The sequence below is a fragment of the Clostridiales bacterium FE2011 genome, from assembly GCA_017569305.1.
In the GTDB taxonomy this organism is placed as follows: domain Bacteria; phylum Bacillota; class Clostridia; order Christensenellales; family Aristaeellaceae; genus Aristaeella.
This window is the reverse complement of record CP069418.1, coordinates 895,826-912,807: the sequence shown is the minus strand read 5'-3', so window position 1 is coordinate 912,807 and position 16,982 is coordinate 895,826. Positions and strand designations below refer to the sequence as shown.

At 55.9% G+C, this 16,982-nt stretch carries 16 protein-coding genes and 1 tRNA gene; 3 read left to right on the top strand and 14 right to left on the bottom strand.

The genetic code is table 11. From position 1 onward, the window contains the following. Nucleotide 1: 1 nt before the first annotated feature. The gene (locus tag JRC49_04395) at nucleotides 2–853 is read left to right on the top strand and encodes a class II fructose-bisphosphate aldolase (protein ID QTE72069.1); all 852 of its coding nucleotides are present in this window, start codon (nucleotides 2–4) and stop codon (nucleotides 851–853) included. A 72-nt stretch (nucleotides 854–925) separates the two neighbouring features. Here the strand turns inward: JRC49_04395 and JRC49_04390 are convergent, their stop codons facing one another. Then, nucleotides 926–3,388 carry a DUF4982 domain-containing protein gene (locus tag JRC49_04390; GenBank protein ID QTE72068.1) on the bottom strand — a complete coding sequence of 821 codons (2,463 nt, stop codon included), beginning with the start codon at nucleotides 3,386–3,388 and terminating at the stop codon, nucleotides 926–928. A 191-nt stretch (nucleotides 3,389–3,579) separates the two neighbouring features. Between JRC49_04390 and JRC49_04385 the strand changes: the two genes are divergently transcribed. Together JRC49_04385 and JRC49_04380 are read left to right on the top strand one after the other, a co-directional pair. Beyond that, nucleotides 3,580–3,656, top strand: a tRNA-Arg gene (locus JRC49_04385). Between the two features lie 324 nt (nucleotides 3,657–3,980). Further along, entirely contained in the window at nucleotides 3,981–5,129 is a 1,149-nt protein-coding gene (locus JRC49_04380; GenBank protein QTE72067.1) for a DUF4317 domain-containing protein, read from the top strand. Nucleotides 5,130–5,180: 51 nt separating this feature from the next. Here the strand turns inward: JRC49_04380 and JRC49_04375 are convergent, their stop codons facing one another. From JRC49_04375 to JRC49_04315, 13 genes are all read right to left on the bottom strand, one after another. After that, entirely contained in the window at nucleotides 5,181–5,930 is a 750-nt protein-coding gene (locus JRC49_04375) for a hypothetical protein (GenBank protein QTE72066.1), read from the bottom strand. Nucleotides 5,931–5,932: 2 nt separating this feature from the next. Next, nucleotides 5,933–6,418, bottom strand: a complete 486-nt coding sequence (locus tag JRC49_04370) for a GtrA family protein (protein QTE72065.1) — start codon at nucleotides 6,416–6,418, stop codon at nucleotides 5,933–5,935. Between the two features lie 5 nt (nucleotides 6,419–6,423). Then, nucleotides 6,424–7,596, bottom strand: a complete 1,173-nt coding sequence (locus tag JRC49_04365) for a glycosyltransferase (GenBank protein ID QTE72064.1) — start codon at nucleotides 7,594–7,596, stop codon at nucleotides 6,424–6,426. Continuing rightward, nucleotides 7,589–8,638 carry a flippase-like domain-containing protein gene (locus JRC49_04360; GenBank protein ID QTE72063.1) on the bottom strand — a complete coding sequence of 350 codons (1,050 nt, stop codon included), beginning with the start codon at nucleotides 8,636–8,638 and terminating at the stop codon, nucleotides 7,589–7,591. Before JRC49_04360 ends, JRC49_04365 begins: the two co-directional genes overlap by 8 nt. A 10-nt stretch (nucleotides 8,639–8,648) precedes the next feature. Continuing rightward, nucleotides 8,649–9,542, bottom strand: coding sequence for a 2-oxo acid dehydrogenase subunit E2 (locus JRC49_04355; GenBank protein QTE72062.1), 894 nt, complete (start codon nucleotides 9,540–9,542; stop codon nucleotides 8,649–8,651). Between the two features lie 217 nt (nucleotides 9,543–9,759). After that, nucleotides 9,760–10,929 carry an aminotransferase class I/II-fold pyridoxal phosphate-dependent enzyme gene (locus JRC49_04350; GenBank protein ID QTE72061.1) on the bottom strand — a complete coding sequence of 390 codons (1,170 nt, stop codon included), beginning with the start codon at nucleotides 10,927–10,929 and terminating at the stop codon, nucleotides 9,760–9,762. Nucleotides 10,930–10,947: 18 nt separating this feature from the next. Further along, nucleotides 10,948–12,288 carry a phenylacetate--CoA ligase gene (locus tag JRC49_04345; protein QTE72060.1) on the bottom strand — a complete coding sequence of 447 codons (1,341 nt, stop codon included), beginning with the start codon at nucleotides 12,286–12,288 and terminating at the stop codon, nucleotides 10,948–10,950. A 2-nt stretch (nucleotides 12,289–12,290) separates the two neighbouring features. Beyond that, complete coding sequence (locus JRC49_04340) at nucleotides 12,291–13,196, bottom strand: pyruvate synthase subunit beta (GenBank protein QTE72059.1); 906 nt, start codon at nucleotides 13,194–13,196, stop codon at nucleotides 12,291–12,293. Then, nucleotides 13,193–14,362 carry a pyruvate ferredoxin oxidoreductase gene (gene porA / locus JRC49_04335; protein QTE72790.1) on the bottom strand — a complete coding sequence of 390 codons (1,170 nt, stop codon included), beginning with the start codon at nucleotides 14,360–14,362 and terminating at the stop codon, nucleotides 13,193–13,195. The genes JRC49_04340 and porA overlap by 4 nt, the downstream gene beginning before the upstream one ends. Then, on the bottom strand, nucleotides 14,359–14,649 hold the full coding sequence (locus tag JRC49_04330; protein QTE72058.1) for a 4Fe-4S binding protein: 291 nt from the start codon (nucleotides 14,647–14,649) through the stop codon (nucleotides 14,359–14,361). The genes porA and JRC49_04330 overlap by 4 nt, the downstream gene beginning before the upstream one ends. After that, nucleotides 14,646–15,170 carry a 2-oxoacid:acceptor oxidoreductase family protein gene (locus JRC49_04325; protein QTE72057.1) on the bottom strand — a complete coding sequence of 175 codons (525 nt, stop codon included), beginning with the start codon at nucleotides 15,168–15,170 and terminating at the stop codon, nucleotides 14,646–14,648. The genes JRC49_04330 and JRC49_04325 overlap by 4 nt, the downstream gene beginning before the upstream one ends. An 11-nt stretch (nucleotides 15,171–15,181) precedes the next feature. Continuing rightward, nucleotides 15,182–16,102, bottom strand: a complete 921-nt coding sequence (locus JRC49_04320) for an ABC transporter permease subunit (protein ID QTE72056.1) — start codon at nucleotides 16,100–16,102, stop codon at nucleotides 15,182–15,184. After that, entirely contained in the window at nucleotides 16,102–16,914 is an 813-nt protein-coding gene (locus JRC49_04315) for an ABC transporter ATP-binding protein (GenBank protein QTE72055.1), read from the bottom strand. The genes JRC49_04320 and JRC49_04315 overlap by 1 nt, the downstream gene beginning before the upstream one ends. Between the last annotated feature and the right edge of the window lie 68 nt (nucleotides 16,915–16,982).

Below are 16,982 nucleotides of genomic sequence, written 5' to 3'. Positions count from 1 at the left end.
GATGCTGGTAAATATGAACGACGTGCTGATTCCGGCAAAAGAGGGGAAATATGCTGTCGGATTCTTCAATGCAGTGAACGTGGAGATGGCCCGGGCTATCATTGAAACCGCAGAGGAACTACGGGCTCCGGTGATGGTCGGGACTGCGGAGATCCTTCTGCCGGCCATGCCCCTGGAACGGGTAGCGGAATACCTGATTCCCATGGCCCGGAAGGCATCTGTTCCGGTCTGTGTCCACTATGACCACGGCCTGACATTTGAAAAATGTATGGAGGCACTGGAACTGGGATTTACTTCCGTAATGTATGACTGCTCAACGGAGGCGTATGAAGTCAACATTGATAAGGTCGCGGAAATGGTTCGGATCTGTCATGCCAAAGGGGTTACCGTGGAGGGTGAACTCGGCCATGTAGGGGATAACGAAGGAACCGGAAAGCTGGAAAATCCGGAGGATTACTTCACCAATCCGGATACCGCGGCGGATTTTGTCAGCCGGACCGGGATCGATTCCCTGGCTGTTGCGGTCGGCAATGCCCACGGAGATTACAAGTTCCCGCCGAAACTGGATTTTGACCGCATTGAAACGATTGCCGGAAAGACCGGGCTGCCCCTTGTGCTGCATGGCGGAAGCGGCCTGTCTGATTCTGATTTCTGGACAGCTGTGCAGAGAGGTATATGCAAGGTCAATATCTTTACAGATATCGACAAAGCCGGAAAGGCTGGTATTGAGGAAGGCCTGGCTGCAGGCGCAACATCCATGATGGGACTGATCCCCTATGAGATTGAAGCCATGAAGAAGGTCGTGAGGAACAAGATGGAGCTGTTTGGCTCCGTGGGGCGCTGCACCTGCTGACCCGGATCTCCTGATACGGATAAAGAAACAGCCTGCGAATTTAATCGCAGGCTGTTCTGTTTCCCAAGGGGATTATTCTTCCACGCGGAGACTGATCCGCTCTTCCGGCAGATCCCTTGCCGAAACCGTGAGGGTCAATTCACCGCTTTCATAGCCGGAACGGAGCACGGCTAAGGCCCGTCCGTGCCAGCTCACGGTCATTTTATCCGTATAGTCTTCCGCCGTCACAGGATTACCGGTGCCGAATCCGGCCATCCAGCCCTGACCTGAGATGCTTGTGGAAAGGCCGATCTGCGCATCCGGCACAACGCGTCCTTCCTGATCCAGAAGTTCAATTTCCACAAAGGCCAGATCGTGGCCGTCCGGGCGCAGCGCTTTTTGATCCGTAGTCAGACGGATCCGTGCCGGCCTTCCCGTCGTTTCCAGCACGGCGCGGCTGACTTCTTTACCACCGGTGTAGCTGACGGCTTCCAGCCTGCCGGGCTGATACGCTGTTTCAAAGTTGACGCTGCGGGGCATTGTCCCCTCCTGCGGAACAGCCTTCCGGCCGACGGACTGGCCGTTCAGGAACAGCTCCACTTCCTCCGCGGCGGAAAAAACGGAGATTTCCACGGGCTTTCCTTCAGAACCGGTATAGTTCCAGCTGGAGAACAGTCCCGGGAAGCCCCAGGGGGTGATCAGTTCATCCTTGCCGAAATCCTCCGGCAGCCGGGAATAGAGGAAGGTTTCCGGGCAGCCCCATACCACGCTGCGGTAGGCGCCCTGGGGCAGCATGACGCCGGTGATGTCGAAATCCGCGTCATTGGCTGTCCGCCAGGGGAAGGGGGAGGCGTCCGGGGGCATCAGAGACCAGCAGCCTTCCTTCATCTTCGGGTCATCGGCGGGCAGGCGGACTGCTTTCCCGATACCGGCTTCACCCAGGTAGTCCCAGGCGGTCCAGGTAAATTCGCCGATGACATAGGGCAGCTTCTCCACCAGGGGCCAGTGGAAGCCGATTTCCTTCGGGAAGTTTTCGGAGCCGAGGATGACCCTTTCCGGGAACAGCTCATGATCCTGCTCGTAGAGGCTTTCCATGTAGTTATATCCGACAACGTCCAGATTGCTTGCAAAGGGTTCGGTGACCTTTTCCCACAGGAGCTCCCGCTCGTCCCCGGCGTTCTGCGCCTGGTTCTGGCCTTCCGCCAGCCTGTCATCCAGTCCGCTCCACAGGGAACAGATGCCGTTACTGACCGGCCGGGTACCGTCCAGCCGGCGGATGGTTTCCGCCAGGCGGGCTGCCAGCAGGTATCCGTTGTTCAGTCCGCCCCGCTCCGGAATTTCATTGCCTGTGGACCAGAGGATCACGCTGGGGTGGGAACGGTCCCGCCGTACAAAGGCCGTCAGGTCCTTTTCCCAGCAGTCCGCGAAGAACTGGCTGTAATCGCCTCCGCGCTTCGCGATTCCCCAGGCGTCAAACGCTTCGTCAAACACATACATGCCCAGCCGGTCGCAGGCTTCAATCAGCGCCGCGGAGGGCGGGTTATGAGCGGTACGGATGGCGTTGAAGCCCACTTCCTTCAGCTTCCGAATCTTCCGGGCTTCCGCTTCATAGAGGGAGACCGAACCCAGGAGGCCGTTGTCATGATGGACGCAGCCGCCCCTGAGCTTTACTGTTTTTCCGTTGATCTGTAGTCCGCGGCGGGCGTCCGCGGTGATCGTCCGGATGCCAAAGAGGACGCTGCCTTCGTCCACAGAAGGATCCGGATTCTTTTCCAGGTGTGTGCGGAAGATGCCCAGATCCCGGACCAGCACTTTGATCCGGTACAGGTTGGGGGTTTCCGCATCCCAGAGCTTCGGATTTTCCACAGTGAAACGGATCCGGGCGGTTTCGGCTCCTCCGGCGTTGACCTGGATCACCTGCTTTGCCCCGGCAACACGTTTTCCGGTGGCTTCCTCCAGCAGGACGGCTTCGGCTTCTGCCAGACGGTTTTCACCTGCGGCGTTCACGATCTCCGCCTGAACCTCCAGGAAGGCCAGACCATCCGCCACTTCACGGGTGAAGGCGTAGATGCCGTCGGGAGCGAGGTGCACCTTCGGTCCATGGAGCAGTTTCACGCCGCGGTACAACCCGGAACCGGTGTACCAGCGGGAATTGGGCTGCATGCTTGTGTTCACGTTGACTGTGATCCGGTTTTCCGCACCGTATTCCACCAGCCCGGTCAGATCCACATAAAACGGAACGTAGCCGTAATGCTGCAGAGCGGCTTTGCAGCCGTTGACCTCCACAGAAGCGTTCAGCATCGCACCGTCAATCAGCAGGCCGACGCAGCCGCTTTCCCATTCCCGGAGAATGGAAACATACTTGGTATAGCTGCTCAGTCCGCCGGTAAAATAACCCATATCCGACCGGGCGGGAGCGTCCGGCGTCACCGGTGTGCCGATCATGCCGTCATGGGGCAGGTTAACCACTTTTCCCGGATCTGATTTCAGCTGACTGACAGAATCCAGCAGCCCCTTCCGGAATGTCCACTCCCGATCAAGATTCATACTGTTCATTTGCTATCCTCCGGTTCCTGTTTAAGAATATCCAGGGAATCTGTATCTTTCCGTATTTGCTGACATTGTAACAGAAAAGAATGTGAATGAAAATCATGATTTATTGTATACCTGCATTCCCGGATGCCTGTAATGACAGTCAGGAGGAGATTGACAAAAGCGGCTCGGAAGCTTATACTTTTCAAGGTCTTGCCCACGTAGCTCAGTCGGATAGAGCGGCCGCCTCCTAAGCGGCAGGCCAGAGGTTCGAATCCTCCCGTGGGTGCCACCAAAAGCCGGTTCCCATAAAGGGGACCGGCTTCTGATTGATCTGCGAGGCAGATCAGAACCTCTGGGCCAGAGGCTCGAGTTCCGCAACCTCAATAGTCGTTCAAAGCTCTTGGAGCGAGCTTTGCCCTCCTTTTCGGTTGACTCGTTCACCTCGTTTCTGTCTTCGACAGACAGCCCACAGGGCTGACACTCGGATCACTCCCCTCCCATGGGTGCAACCCAAAGAAGGGGACCGGCTTCTGATTGATCTGCCAAGCAGAAAGAACCTCCGGGCGGGAGGTCGGGTTTCATAACCATAATACTTTCAGGAAGGACACAATTCATGAATCAAAGAGACCTGGCTGAAATCAAAAGAAGGCTGAATCCGGACAAGCGCCACCCTTCCCTGATCTGCGGCTGCTATGTTGACTATATCGGAAACCCGATCACGAGTTTTGCCGTTCCTGTGGCAACCCTGTATGAGAATGAAAATATCAAATTCATGTCCATCTTCAAGAAGGTGCTTTCCGGTCAGCTTGGACAGGCACTGAATCCGATCGCCATGCCGTCTGAAAGCATCAGCCTCCTGATGAAGGTCCGGGATACTGGTATGAAAGACGATGCCGTAATGCAGGAGCTCTTCACCAAAATGATCGCGGGCATCCGGGCGGAACATCCTGACATGCAGTCTGTGGAAGACGCGCAGAATGCTGAGAACTGGCTGATCCTGATGCTTCACGACGATCTGGACGTCCGGAAACGGGACGTGAACGATGAGATTGATTATGAGAACTCCGACCGTTCTTTCAGCTACTGCCTCTGCGCGGTCTGTCCTGTAAAGCGGGATAAACCGGCGCTGCGGTACGTTCCCTCGGACGGAATGTTCCATGAGCGGGCACCGGAGTGGCTGGCCAGCACGCCGGTGATGGGATTCCTCTTCCCACTGTACGAAGGCGGATCCGCGGACGTAAATACCATGCTTTTCTTCAGCAAGGACTGCAAAGAGGCCCATGAGGCATTCCTGAAAGCTTCCTTCAATGCTGACGCAGTGATGCCTGCCGCAGAGCAGACGGAGAACTTCCAGTCTCTCCTGGCGCAGACGCTAGGGACGGAGTGCTCCCTGGACGTGGTTCAGGAGATGCATGAAGTAGTTTCCACCCTGATTGAAGAGCAGGACAAGGACGCTGAGCCGCTGCTGCTTTCCAAGCAGGACGTTGCCAAGGTTCTTACTGACGGCGGCGTATCTCCGGAACGGGTTGAAGCCTTCCAGGACGGATTTGATAAAACCTTCGGCACCGGTGCGGCGCTTCCTGCCGTGAATGTGATTGCCCCCAAACAGTTCAAGGTGGACCTGCCCAGCGTATCCATCAAGGTGGATCCCAAACAGGCGGATATCCTTGAAACGCGGGTGATTGACGGCCGCAGCTATCTGCTGATTCCGATCGAGGGCGACATCGCTGTGAACGGACAGCCCGTTTTCCCCAAAAAGTGAATGATCCTGTATAACCACAAACCCCAGCCGGATCCGGCTGGGGTTTGTGATTCAGAAGTTTCGGTCTGTATTCAGGGGATACTGTTTCTTCGGAATGTTGACGTAGGGGATGACGGTATGCTGCGGCAGCGCGGACGCCAGATCGGAGATGGATTCCTGCATGGCCCGGCAGATGCGGAGACGTTCCTCCGCGGCATCAGCCTCAGGATTATACCGGACAGGTTCACCGAAGCGGATGCTGCTGAGCCTCGGCGCGGTATACATCGGCACAAAACAGACGGCTGTTCCGGTTCTGCGATAATACAGCTTAGCCAGATCCGCAAAGTGCTCCTGGAACTGCCAGAGGATTCCGTTATACGGTTCATTCTTTTCGGGGAAGAGGACAACATCCGCGCCTTCCTTCAGGCGGTCCACCGACTGGCGGAAGGTGGTCATGACCCGGGTGTCATGATATACCGGAATCGTATGGGCATGGTTGAAAATATAATCCGCAAGCGGCGCAATCAGGTGGCTGAGCAGGCGGTAGAACCAATGCCACCGGCGGGGCTTCATGGACCAGAAATCCTGGAAAGCGTATGCCGGAACTTCCTTCCGGTTCATCATTTCCCCGATGCACCAGATATAATGCGGCCGGGTCAGATGAAGCTCGGCAGCGATGGGGCCGTACATCTGACAATGGTTGCCGACGATTATACAGGGCTCAGGCGGAAGATTTTCCGTGCCGTAAAGCTTGTATTTGGGGGATAACAGCCATATCACCCGGCGAATCAGGCGATACAGCAGGGGGGACTGTGACGGCATGATCATTCATTTCCTTCCGACTTTGATTGTGCCTGCGCCTGCGCACGGCTGTTTGTATCAATGGACTTCCCGAAGACAACAAACCGGTCATACAGGTATTCCGTGACGAAGTTGAGCAGCATGTTCATGATCGTGACGAGCATACCGTTCCAGCCGCAGGTGCCTTCGAGGTAGTTGCCCAGGATCGTGGTCACGGGGGTAAAGACCGCGTAATAGGCCGCGACCTTCAGCATGGCGATGGGAACGTTGTTGGCGGAACGGAAAGTGAACTCGCGGTTCAGGGTAAAGTTCCAGACCACGGAGAGAACAAGCGCGATGAGATAGGCTACCCAGTATTCCCAGTGCAGCAGCTCATAAAGAACGGTGAATACGCCGATCTCAATGACACCGGCAGAGATGGAAAACAACACAAATTTGATTGTGCGGATCAGTTCACTCCGGTCCTTTGGCTGCTTTTCCTGTTCCGGATTCCTGGTTTCTTCTGTCATGATCCTCACCTTGTCCTTTCATACCGGTCGATGACCGTCTGATACCGGTCGAGCACCATCGGGATGAGCTTTTCCCAGGAAAGGGGAATGGTTTCCCGGGCATTCTGACCGATCTTTTTAACGTCCTCTTCGGTAAAGATCCGGACCAGCTCGTCGTGCATGGCCTGCGGATCGGCGGCGGCAGTGAAGCCGCTGAAATTCTTCCGGATTGCCCCGGCAGCATTGGAACCCTCGGTCGCCAGCGTTGGAACGGCCAGGACCGCGGCTTCCCGCAGAACGAGGGGCGCGTTGTCGAACACGGAGGGGAAGAACAGCAGATCCGCGTTCAGGTAGATGCCCCTGAGCAGATCCCGGTCCTTCACCTGGCCGGTGAAACGGATATGATCCGTCAGGTTCAGGGAAGCAGCGTAGCGCTCTATATCCTGTTCATCCTTTCCGGTACCGACCATGACCAGGAACCAATCGTTGCTCTGATCACAGAGGAGCCGGAAAGTATCCAGGATCAGGCGCTGGTTTTTATACCAGATCTGCTGGCCGACAAACAACAGGACATGTTTGTCCTGCGGCAGCTGAAAACGGGAAGCGGCTTTTTCTTTCAGCTCCTGCGCGTTTTCGGGAACGGATACGTCCGTTCCGTTAGGCATAACATGATAGGGTTTGGTATAACCATAGGAGCGGAGCGTTTCACCGGTTTCCTCCGAACAGGCCCAGACCTCGTCACAGCTTTCAAAAACCTTCACGATCTGGTTCGTGACCATTTTCGCGATGGCCCGGCTCTTTGTGAATTCCAGGATCGCGTCATAATACTTGGAATGGAAGGTTGCCACAACGGGAATCTTCTTTTTCTTTCCCAGGGAAACCGCATACTTGCCAAGCAGGGAAGGACTGTGGATATGGAAGATATCCGGATTTGCTTTCGCGATTCCCGCCTCCAGCTCACGGTCCATCTTCGGAACCGCACTGGCATAGCGGGAAAAGGGAACCCGGAAGGTCATGGACGTGAGCAGCGGATAAGGGAAACTGTGCTTTTCCAGGTAATGGCTTTCCATAGCCGGGCAGACCACGGTGGCGTTCTCCATATGCCGGGCATATTCATGGACGGTTTCCGTCACACCGTCGATCACCGGGAAATAGTTATCAATAAACTCCACCGGGCGCAGCGCCTGAAGATCATTCATCCTTTTTTCCTCCCCGGGCCCGTCTTCCGCGGATCGCGTTGACCCCGTAAATTCCGGCACCGATGACAATAAAGGAATAATAGCAGAAAATCCGCCAGATCAGCATGGCCCAGAACACACCGTCAGATCCCATGGCGGAGAAGACAAGATAGAATGCGCCTTCCGCCGCGCCTGCATTGCCCGGTGTGGGCACCAGGCAGATTGCGGCATAAATATAGATGGTGGAGGCAAAAATATGGAGGAAACTGACAGAGGCACCGAACATTTTCAGCACAAAGTAGGGCATACTGCAAAGGGCAATCCGGTAGATCAGGGACAGGACCAGCAGGAGGCACAGCATGACCTTGTTCTTTGCAATCACCGAGAAGCTGGTGTGATAACTGTCCAGCATGCCCAGGACCTGCTGCGTGGATTCCTCCGGCTTTTTGACCAGACGCAGCCGGCCGCACAGGCGGATGACGGCGGTGATGATGCGTCTGACGGTCTTCGGCATGAAGGAAAACGAAGCCAGCAGGCAGGGAATGAGGGAAAAGAGCAGCAAGCCGAAATAAGCCGTATAGCGGATGGCGTCCAGCTCCACGGAACGGTGGGAGATGAAGACGCCCAGCGCCAGCAGAATGAAACCGGCCTGCATGGTGATATAGGCGCTGATTGTCATTGCGGAGGAAGCCCCGTCTGAATATCCGTGCCTGTGGAGCCAGAGAATCTGGAAGGGCTGTCCGCCGGCCCCGGAAGGCGTGATGCAGTCATAGTATTTTCCGAGGGCGGCCGTCTCAAACGCGATGCGGACAGAAACCGGTTCCCCGAGGGACTTCATCATCAGCAGATACTTCAGGGTTTCCGCACACAGCAGCACAACCAGGCAAAGCCCGGTACACCCCAGGAAGAAAAGGGCCCGCTTCGTGAAGCCAAACTGAAAAGTTCCGGCAGTGGTCCCTGAAAACTCATTGACCGCGGTGGCGGCGATGACCGCTATATTGATCAGGACAAACAACGCTGTCCAGACTGTCTTCTTTTTCCTTTCCTGTCGGTTTTCGTTCACAATCAATGTCTCATTTCTGTTCTGAAATCTTTGGTACGTGATACTCCACGCCCTGCTCAAAGCGCACTTCCTGCGGCGGGGTTTCCAGTTCTTCCGGATTGTCCAGCAGGCGGATCACCTCAGCGAAGAAGGCGGCGTAATGCGCGCCGGAGCAGACCCGCTCATCGGCGGTGATGCCCAGCGGCAGCCAGCGGCGCATCCTGGTCTTTCCGTCCGGCTCCACAAAGGCTTCCTTCTGGACGCTGCCCATGCCGATGAAAAGACTCACGTCACCGAAATTATAGATGTGATGCAGGGGATGATGCAAGCCGATGGATCCGTTATTGGTGATAAACATGCCGCTGTAGAAGGGCAGCTCCCGGATCAGCACGGGCGGCGCGATCCCGTATTTGTCCAGCAGTTTCACGAGGCCGACAACCAGCGTGGCAAGGCCGGGAATGGACAGGAGCGCACTGGCCAGCCGGATCACGAAATCCCCGTCCTCTGTGGCACGGCTCTGTTCCACCGCGGCATTCATCCGGTCACGGACATCAAAGACCGTATCCGTCAGGTCAAAGAGAATGCGCACGGTGGTCTCGTTGCTGTTGTGATCCTGGGGATCCTTCAGCACGGTATAGGAGACGGAACAGTTGTTCCGGATATAATACTGCTTGTTGAAAATGAACCGGTTCACTTCCGGATTTTTGCTGATCGCCCGGACATAGGCGGCCACCAGGATCTGCATGAAGGTGATCTTCTGCCCCTCCCTGGCTTTGTCCACGATATACCGGCTCAGCTTCTCAAAGTCTGCCTTGTGCTCCAGAAACACCTGCGCGTCACAGCGCATCGGCATCAGATAAGGGGTCATCTGCACAATAGGGTCCTGTTTCTTCAGGCGTCTTCCATCCGGTCTGCGTCCAAACATAAATGATACCTCCTCATTATTCTGCGCATCTTCCCGGGGACGGGATTCATGCATTCAATACTATTGCCTTGAAGTGATAATTCGAATTTTACCATGTAAATCATTGCTTCTCAACAACCGGCATTGTTTTCTTTCGGTGAAAAGGTTTGCAACGGATACCGGCCGGTGAATCCGGAAAAGTGTGCAATAAAAAAGGCACGCCGAGCGTGCCTTTTCATTATCGCCTTACGGGGATTTTTTTCCTCAGGTCTTCCAGGCGGTTCAACGCGTCATACAGCGTTTCATCACGCTTGGCAAAGTGCAGGCGGATCAGGTGATTGACCGGTTCCCGGAAGAAGCTGGATCCGGGAACGGCGCCGACCCCTACATCCCTTGCCAGGACCTCGCAGAATTCCAGGTCGCTTTCAAAACCGAATTCAGAGATATCCAGCAGGATGTAATAGGCGCCCTGCGGAACCGTATGCGCGATGTGCAGGTCATCCAGTCCCTTGAGGAACAGATTGCGCTTGGCTGTATATTTCGCAGCCAGATCGGCATAGTATTCGTCGCCAAAACGAAGACCGGTCACGGCGGCTTCCTGCAGCGGTGCTGCCGCACCGACGGTCAGGAAGTCATGGACTTTCCGGGCCACGTCGATGATTTCCGGCGGGGCGATGATGTATCCCAGACGCCATCCGGTAATCGAATAGGTCTTGGAAAGGGAAGAGCAGGAGATTGTCCGTTCCCACATTCCCGGCAGTGAAGCAAAATAGACATGTTTGCTGGGCGCATAGACGATATGCTCATATACTTCGTCCGTGATGACAAAGGTGTCGTATTTTGCCGCCAGGTCCGCGATGAGCTTCAGTTCCTCATAGGTGAACACCTTGCCGCAGGGATTGGAAGGATTGCAGAGGATCAGTGCCTTTGGTTTCTGGCGGAAGGCTGCTTCCAGTTCGTCCGCTTTGAAACCGAAATCCGGAGGATACAGCGGCACATAGATCGGCTCGGCACCGGAGAGAATTGCGTCCGCACCGTAGTTCTCATAGAACGGGGAGAAGACGATGACCTTATCTCCCGGATTGGCAATCGTCATCATGGCTGCCATCATGGCTTCCGTACTGCCGCAGGTGACGACGATTTCGCTGTTCGGATCGATCGTCCTGCCCATCAGCCTCGACTGTTTTTCCGCCAGGGCTTCCCGGAAGTTCTGGGCACCCCAGGTGATGGAATACTGATGGAAATCCTCCCGGGAGACTTCTGCAAGGCGGTCCAGGATTTCCCTGGGCGGCTCAAAATCCGGGAACCCCTGGGACAGATTCACCGCACCGTATTTCAGGGATACCCGCGTCATACGGCGGATGACTGAGTCAGTAAAGGTTTCCGTTCTTCTTGACAGCTGCGGCATAATGGTTATTCCTCCCGGTCAGATATCATAGCTCAGGTTGCGTTCGTCGATGATACGCTTGGATTTGTGTTCGCTGCGTGTATTCAGGCCGCCGTCCGGATGGACAACCACCTGGGCGGGTTTCACGCCGATGCGCGCCTTCAGCGCGGCGGATACTTCAGCCGCGACGGCGTCATCGGACGCGGGATTGTCAGAATTCTTTTCAATTTCCACGGAGTACTTGCAGGTGAAGTCCTTCTCGAATACACGGATCAGGTATTCACCGGTGATGCCGTGCAGGTCGCGGATGACCGCTTCGATATCGCTCGGGAAGACATTGACGGCGGAAACGATGAACATGTCATCCTTCCGGCCGTTGATGTGGATCCGGCCATGCGTTCTGCCGCAGGAGCAGGGCGTGGTGTCGATCCAGCCGATATCACCGGTGCGGAAACGGATCAGGGGACGGGCATGCTTGCGCAGCGTGGTGAAAACAAGTTCGCCGACCTGGCCGGGCTCCAGCACTTCGCCGGTATGGATATCAACTGTCTCCACCAGGATATGGTTTTCTGCAATGTGCAGGCCGTTCTTGGCTTCGCACATGGCTGCGCAGGCACCGAAGATGTCAGAGAGGCCGTAGAAGTCATAAACCTCAGCACCCCAGAGTTCCTCAATGGCATGGCGCGTCGCTTCAATGGAGCCGCCAAGCTCACCGGCCACAATGATCTTCTTGATGTTCAGGTCCTTCTTGGGATCAATGCCGCTCTTGAGCGCCTTTTCACCCAGTTGCCAGGCATAGGAAGGACTGGTCCAGATAACGGTGGGCTGATAGGTTTTCAGCACGTAGAGCAGGCGTTCGCTGGGCAGCGTGCCGCCCCAGATGCACAGCGCACCGAGGTTCTGGGCGCCGATGACGTCCGGGCCGCCGACATACAGGGAGAAGTTCAGCGCATGGACATAGCGGTCGCTGGGACGCATACCCACCTGCCAGAACCAGCGGCTTTCCGTTTCCTGGAACTCATCAAAGTCCTTCTTGGTGAAGGGACTCATGGTCGGAACACCGGTGGAGCCGGAGGAGGTGGAAATGAAGACTACGTCTTCTTCCGGTACGGCGCACAGTTCACCAAGGAAGGAACCGACGCCCTGGGTGTCACGCTGGGTCCGCTTGTCGATGAAGGGGAACTTCTGAATGTCCTTTAAGGTTTTGATGTCGGAGGGCTTCACTCCTGCCGCATCAAAGGATCTTTTGTAGTAGGGGGCATGATCGTAGGCGAACTGCACAATCTCCTTCAGATCCTCCAGCTGCTTCTTTTCAAGCTCCTCACGGGGCATGGTTTCCAGTTCCTTATCCCAGTACTTGTTATTCACATCTCTGCTCATGGTTATTTTTCCTCCTGTATGTTTTTATAGTTTTTTCTGATTTGTTCCCATTTCAGGTCCCTGGACTGCCGGATGAGTTCAATATCCTCTTCCGTCAGGTGCCTGAACCTGGCCTGCCGCTTCAGGTAATCCGCGGGATCGGCCAGCTGCTTCGGCTGATGCGTCAGCGTAAAGTTTCCGTTCTCATACTCGGCCAGGTACCACAGGCCGCAGTCCACCACCTGGCGGGCCACCTCCACGGTTTCATCCGTGGTAATTCCCCAGCCGGTGGGACACGGAGCGATAATGTGGATGTATTTCGTTCCGCGGATCTTCGAGGCTTTTTCCACCTTGGCGATGAAGTCGTTCAGGTATCCGATGCTTGCCGTGGCCGCATAGGGGATTCCGTGGGCGGCTACGATTTCAAACATGTTTTTCTTCGGGCGGAGGTTTCCGCGGATGTTTTTTCCTGCCGGCGTTGTGGTCGTCCTGGCTCCGAAGGGGGTCAGGGAGCTTTTCTGGATGCCGGTGTTCATGTAGGCTTCGTTGTCGTAGCAGATGTACAGGATGTCATCGTTCCTGTCGATCGCCCCGGACAGGGCCTGGATACCGATATCCGCGGTACCGCCGTCACCGGCAAAACCGACCGCGTGATAATTGGTTTCCCCTCTGGCCCGGAGTCCCGCTTCAATACCCGTGAGCATGGACGCGGTTCCGGCAAAGGTGGAGATGATCGCGTTATTGCCGAAGCACAGCTGCGGAAAATTGAATCCGACTGCTGACATACATCCCGCCGGCAGCACGGCAATGGACCGTTCTCCCAGCACCTTGAGCGCTATGCGGACGGCCAGGCTTCCGCCGCAGCCGGCACAGGCTTTGTGACCGTAGAAGAATTCCTCTTCATTCAGTGTTCTTGCATTCAGGCTCAATCCGCTTCACCTCCGGTTCCGACAAAATGCAGTCCCTGCTGCCCCTGTGACAGATCCTCAAAGATCTGCCGGATATCCTCCGCGGAGATATTCTTTCCGCCGAGTCCTCCCACATAGTTGGCTGTGGGAATGGCAATCCCCGCCTTGTGGAGCGCGGAAACCACATTGGTATAAACCGTTCCCTCATTGCCGAAGGAGATGTCTTTTTCCAGCACGGCCAGCGCTTTTGCGTTTGCCGCAGCGGAGGCAATTTCCTGATTGGGGAAGGGGCGCAGGTACCGGAGCCGCAGCAGGCCGACTTTCTTTCCGTTGGCTCTCAGCGCATCCACGGTTTCACGGACCAGGCCTGCAATACTGCCGAGCGTGATCAGGATGTAATCCGCATCTTCCGTCCGGTAGCTTTCCGTAAGCCCGGTATACTGCCTGCCGAAGATAGCCGCGAAGCGGTCTTCCGCTTCCGCCACAACCTCCCGGACTTTCAGCAGCCCTGCATGCTCCTTCATCTTGAACTGGGTGTTATAGTCCGGACCGGCGGAGAATCCAAGATTGCGCGGATGCTCCAGATCCAGGCGGTTATCCGTTTCAAAAGGAGGCAGGAAGGCATCCGCCTGCTCCCGGGTCGGCACATCCACCACCTCATAGGTGTGCGTAAGGACAAAGCCGTCCAGATTGGCCATATACGGGGTGGATACTTCTTTCTTTTCCGCAATGTAATAGCCCAGCAGCGCCAGATCCAGCGCTTCCTGCGCATTCTCCGCGTAAGCCTGAATCCATCCGCTGTCCAGGAGGGAAATGGAATCCCGCTGATCGCCGTAGATGTTCCAGGGAAGGGCCGTGGACCGGTTGGCGTTCATCATCAGGATCGGGAAGCGGCCGCCGGACGCGTAGGTCAGGCATTCCGCCATATACAGCAGACCCTGGGACGAGGTGGCGGTAAATGCCCGGGCGCCGACCGATGAGGCACCCATGGCACAGGACAGGGCTGAATGCTCTGATTCCACGTGGATGAACTCAGACTTCAGGCTGCCGTCCTCCACCATTTCCGAGAGCTTTTCCACGACAATGGTCTGGGGTGTGATGGGGTAGGCGGAGATGACCTGGGGCCGGGCGAGCCGGACGCCTTCGGCGAAGGCCTCGTTGCCGGAAAGAAACTTCTTTGCCATTATTTTTCCGCCTCCATCCTGATTGCCCCCGGCCGGCATTCCTTCAGACAGATGCCGCAGCCCTTGCAGAAATCATAGTCAATGGCTACCTTGCCATCCTTCCTGAAAATGACGCCGTCAGGACAGTGAAGATAGCACTGCAGGCAGCCGACGCATCGGTCTGTGTCAATGACGGGACGAACACTGCGCCATCCGGCATTTTTCGAAACCAGGTAACCCGCTTCATACGACGTTGTATCGGGGATTTCTGAAAATGCCTGCGGAATATGCTCTCTCAGATACGGTTTCATCCGGCCACCTCCCTGATCGCCGCGTTGATGGCGGCAATATTCCGGATTTGCAGTTTTTCCGGCATATTCTCCTGGATGGCCTGCTCTACAGCGCCGGCGGAGACAATTCCGGAAACCGCCGCGAAGGCGCCCAGCATGATGGTGTTGGTGATCGGCATATGCAGGATCTCCTGCGCGATCGCGGTTCCATCCAGGGTGATGACCCGTTCATCATCAACTTTCCGCCGGGTGTTCAGGATGATTTTTCCGTTTTCCTTCAGCTCATCAAAAGCAGCGTCTGTGAAAAGCGTATCATCCAGGTAGATGCTGTAATCCGCCCTGACCACCTGGCTCCGGTCTCCGACAGGAGAATCGCTGAGCTTGGTAAACGCCCGGATCGGTGCGCCCCGCCGTTCAGGACCGAAGGAGGGAAACGCCAGCGCGTAAAAGCCGTCGCTTTCCGCAACATAAGCCGCACCCAGCAGCCTGGCGGCAGTGAAGGCCCCCTGGCCGCCTCTTCCGTGCCATAAGATCTCTGTCATAAGTCCTCCTCTTATTTCTTCCACCGAAGCAGGTGCTGCTGCAGCTTATTGAAAAGGAATGAGATTGCGACAACCACGATACCGATGACAATGATTCCGAGAATGGTTCTCGTATAGTCACCGAAATCGGAGTAATTCTTGACGTAATATCCCAGACCGTCCCGGGCGCCGATCATTTCGGCTGAGGTCAGCAGAATGAAGGAAACCGTCAGGCCCTGGTTGCAGCCGATGAAGATCTGCGGCAGGGAAGCGGGAAGAATCACGGAAAACAGCATTGTGAAGGGATTCACATTCAGTACCCGGGCTGAATCGATGATCTTCTGTTCTACATTCAGCACCCCGCTCATTGTGCTGGCCAGCACCGGCCAGAAGGTGGCGAGAAAGATTACCATGACGGAAACGGAACGGAAGGTGGGCAGGAGCGCAATACCGTAAGGAATGTAGACAATCGGCGGAATGGCGCTCAGAAACTTGGAAATATAAGTGGCGGCATTGCCTACCCGCGCTTTCCAGCCGAGGAGCAGCCCCAGCGGAATGGAAACGAGCGCGGCCAGCAGGTAACCCTGGATGATGATGGAAAGCGAACTCTGGATATTCACCATGATCTTCGGGAAATCAGTGATGAACTGGGCGAAAACCCTGCCGGGCGGCGGAAAGAGCGTTTCCTTCAGCCACATCAGCTTTGCGGAAGCCAGGGTCCACAGGATCAGGAAGACATACACAAAGCCGATGATGTCGAGAAACAGCGCCAGGCCTTCCGGCTTCTTGATCAGCGCGGACACAATCAGCACAAGGATTTCCAGCCCTATGGCGAACCAGAGCACGTTGAGGCATTCAGCCGGCTTGGCGGTCCTGTCCGGCAGGAACTGCACGGCAACCAGGATCAGGAACAGGAGATTCGTGACCCTGAGGAAGCGTTTCCCCAAACTCATTACAACACCACCTCATCTCCGCCGATTTTGTCCCCGATATCCCCATAGAAGAGGGAAAGCAGCCTGTTACGGAAGGCACTGTACTCCGGCGTCTGGACCAGTTCAGAGCGATTCCGGGGCCGGGAGAAGGGCACGATGATCTCCTTATACACGCGGCCCGGGCTTGCTGACATCATGACAATACGGTCTGACAGCAGAATGGCCTCATCAATATCATGGGTGACAAACAGGACGGTTTTCTTTGCCGTTTTTCCGTCGCCTTCCCACAGCTTGAGCAGAAGCTCCTGGAGAATGGTCCGGTTTTTGGCGTCAATCGCGCCGAAGGGTTCATCCATGAGCAGGATGTCCGTATCCATGGCCAGGGCCCGGGCAATCGCCACGCGCTGCTGCATGCCGCCGGAAAGCTGGGAAGGATACTTGCCCTTGAAGGCATCCAGGCCGACCCGGTCCAGGAATTCATCCGCCACCCTGAAGCGCTCTGCTTTGGAAAGCTTCGGCCGGGCCTGCTTTACCCCGAAAGCCACGTTCTTTCTGGCGGTCATCCAGGGGAAAAGGGAATAGTTCTGGAAGACCACACCGCGGTCATTCCCTGTGCCCCTGACCGGCTCTCCGTCGATCAGGATGGAACCTTCGGAAGGATGCCTGATGCCTTCCAGGATGCTGAGCAGGGTGCTTTTTCCGCAACCGCTGGATCCGATCACACTGACGAATTCGCCGTTTTCCACAGAGAAGGATACGTCATTCAGTGCCGTAAAGTGCTTATTCTTTTCTGTGTAATCCACGGACAAATGGCTGATCTCGATCTTACTCATGTGTTTCACCTCACAGTTCGTTTTCCGCTGGTGTGTTACAGAGAGACGGGACGGAAGAGCGTTTCTCC

What these genes read in the sequence shown, in the direction of transcription:
- JRC49_04395 (QTE72069.1), top strand. Translation starts at nt 2, where the DNA reads ATGCTGGTAAATATGAACGACGTGCTGATTCCGGCAAAAGAGGGGAAA.
- JRC49_04390 (QTE72068.1), bottom strand. Translation starts at nt 3,388, where the DNA reads ATGAACAGTATGAATCTTGATCGGGAGTGGACATTCCGGAAGGGGCTG.
- JRC49_04380 (QTE72067.1), top strand. Translation starts at nt 3,981, where the DNA reads ATGAATCAAAGAGACCTGGCTGAAATCAAAAGAAGGCTGAATCCGGAC.
- JRC49_04375 (QTE72066.1), bottom strand. Translation starts at nt 5,930, where the DNA reads ATGCCGTCACAGTCCCCCCTGCTGTATCGCCTGATTCGCCGGGTGATA.
- JRC49_04370 (QTE72065.1), bottom strand. Translation starts at nt 6,418, where the DNA reads ATGACAGAAGAAACCAGGAATCCGGAACAGGAAAAGCAGCCAAAGGAC.
- JRC49_04365 (QTE72064.1), bottom strand. Translation starts at nt 7,596, where the DNA reads ATGAATGATCTTCAGGCGCTGCGCCCGGTGGAGTTTATTGATAACTAT.
- JRC49_04355 (QTE72062.1), bottom strand. Translation starts at nt 9,542, where the DNA reads ATGTTTGGACGCAGACCGGATGGAAGACGCCTGAAGAAACAGGACCCT.
- JRC49_04350 (QTE72061.1), bottom strand. Translation starts at nt 10,929, where the DNA reads ATGCCGCAGCTGTCAAGAAGAACGGAAACCTTTACTGACTCAGTCATC.
- JRC49_04345 (QTE72060.1), bottom strand. Translation starts at nt 12,288, where the DNA reads ATGAGCAGAGATGTGAATAACAAGTACTGGGATAAGGAACTGGAAACC.
- JRC49_04330 (QTE72058.1), bottom strand. Translation starts at nt 14,649, where the DNA reads ATGAAACCGTATCTGAGAGAGCATATTCCGCAGGCATTTTCAGAAATC.
- JRC49_04325 (QTE72057.1), bottom strand. Translation starts at nt 15,170, where the DNA reads ATGACAGAGATCTTATGGCACGGAAGAGGCGGCCAGGGGGCCTTCACT.
- JRC49_04320 (QTE72056.1), bottom strand. Translation starts at nt 16,102, where the DNA reads ATGAGTTTGGGGAAACGCTTCCTCAGGGTCACGAATCTCCTGTTCCTG.
- JRC49_04315 (QTE72055.1), bottom strand. Translation starts at nt 16,914, where the DNA reads ATGAGTAAGATCGAGATCAGCCATTTGTCCGTGGATTACACAGAAAAG.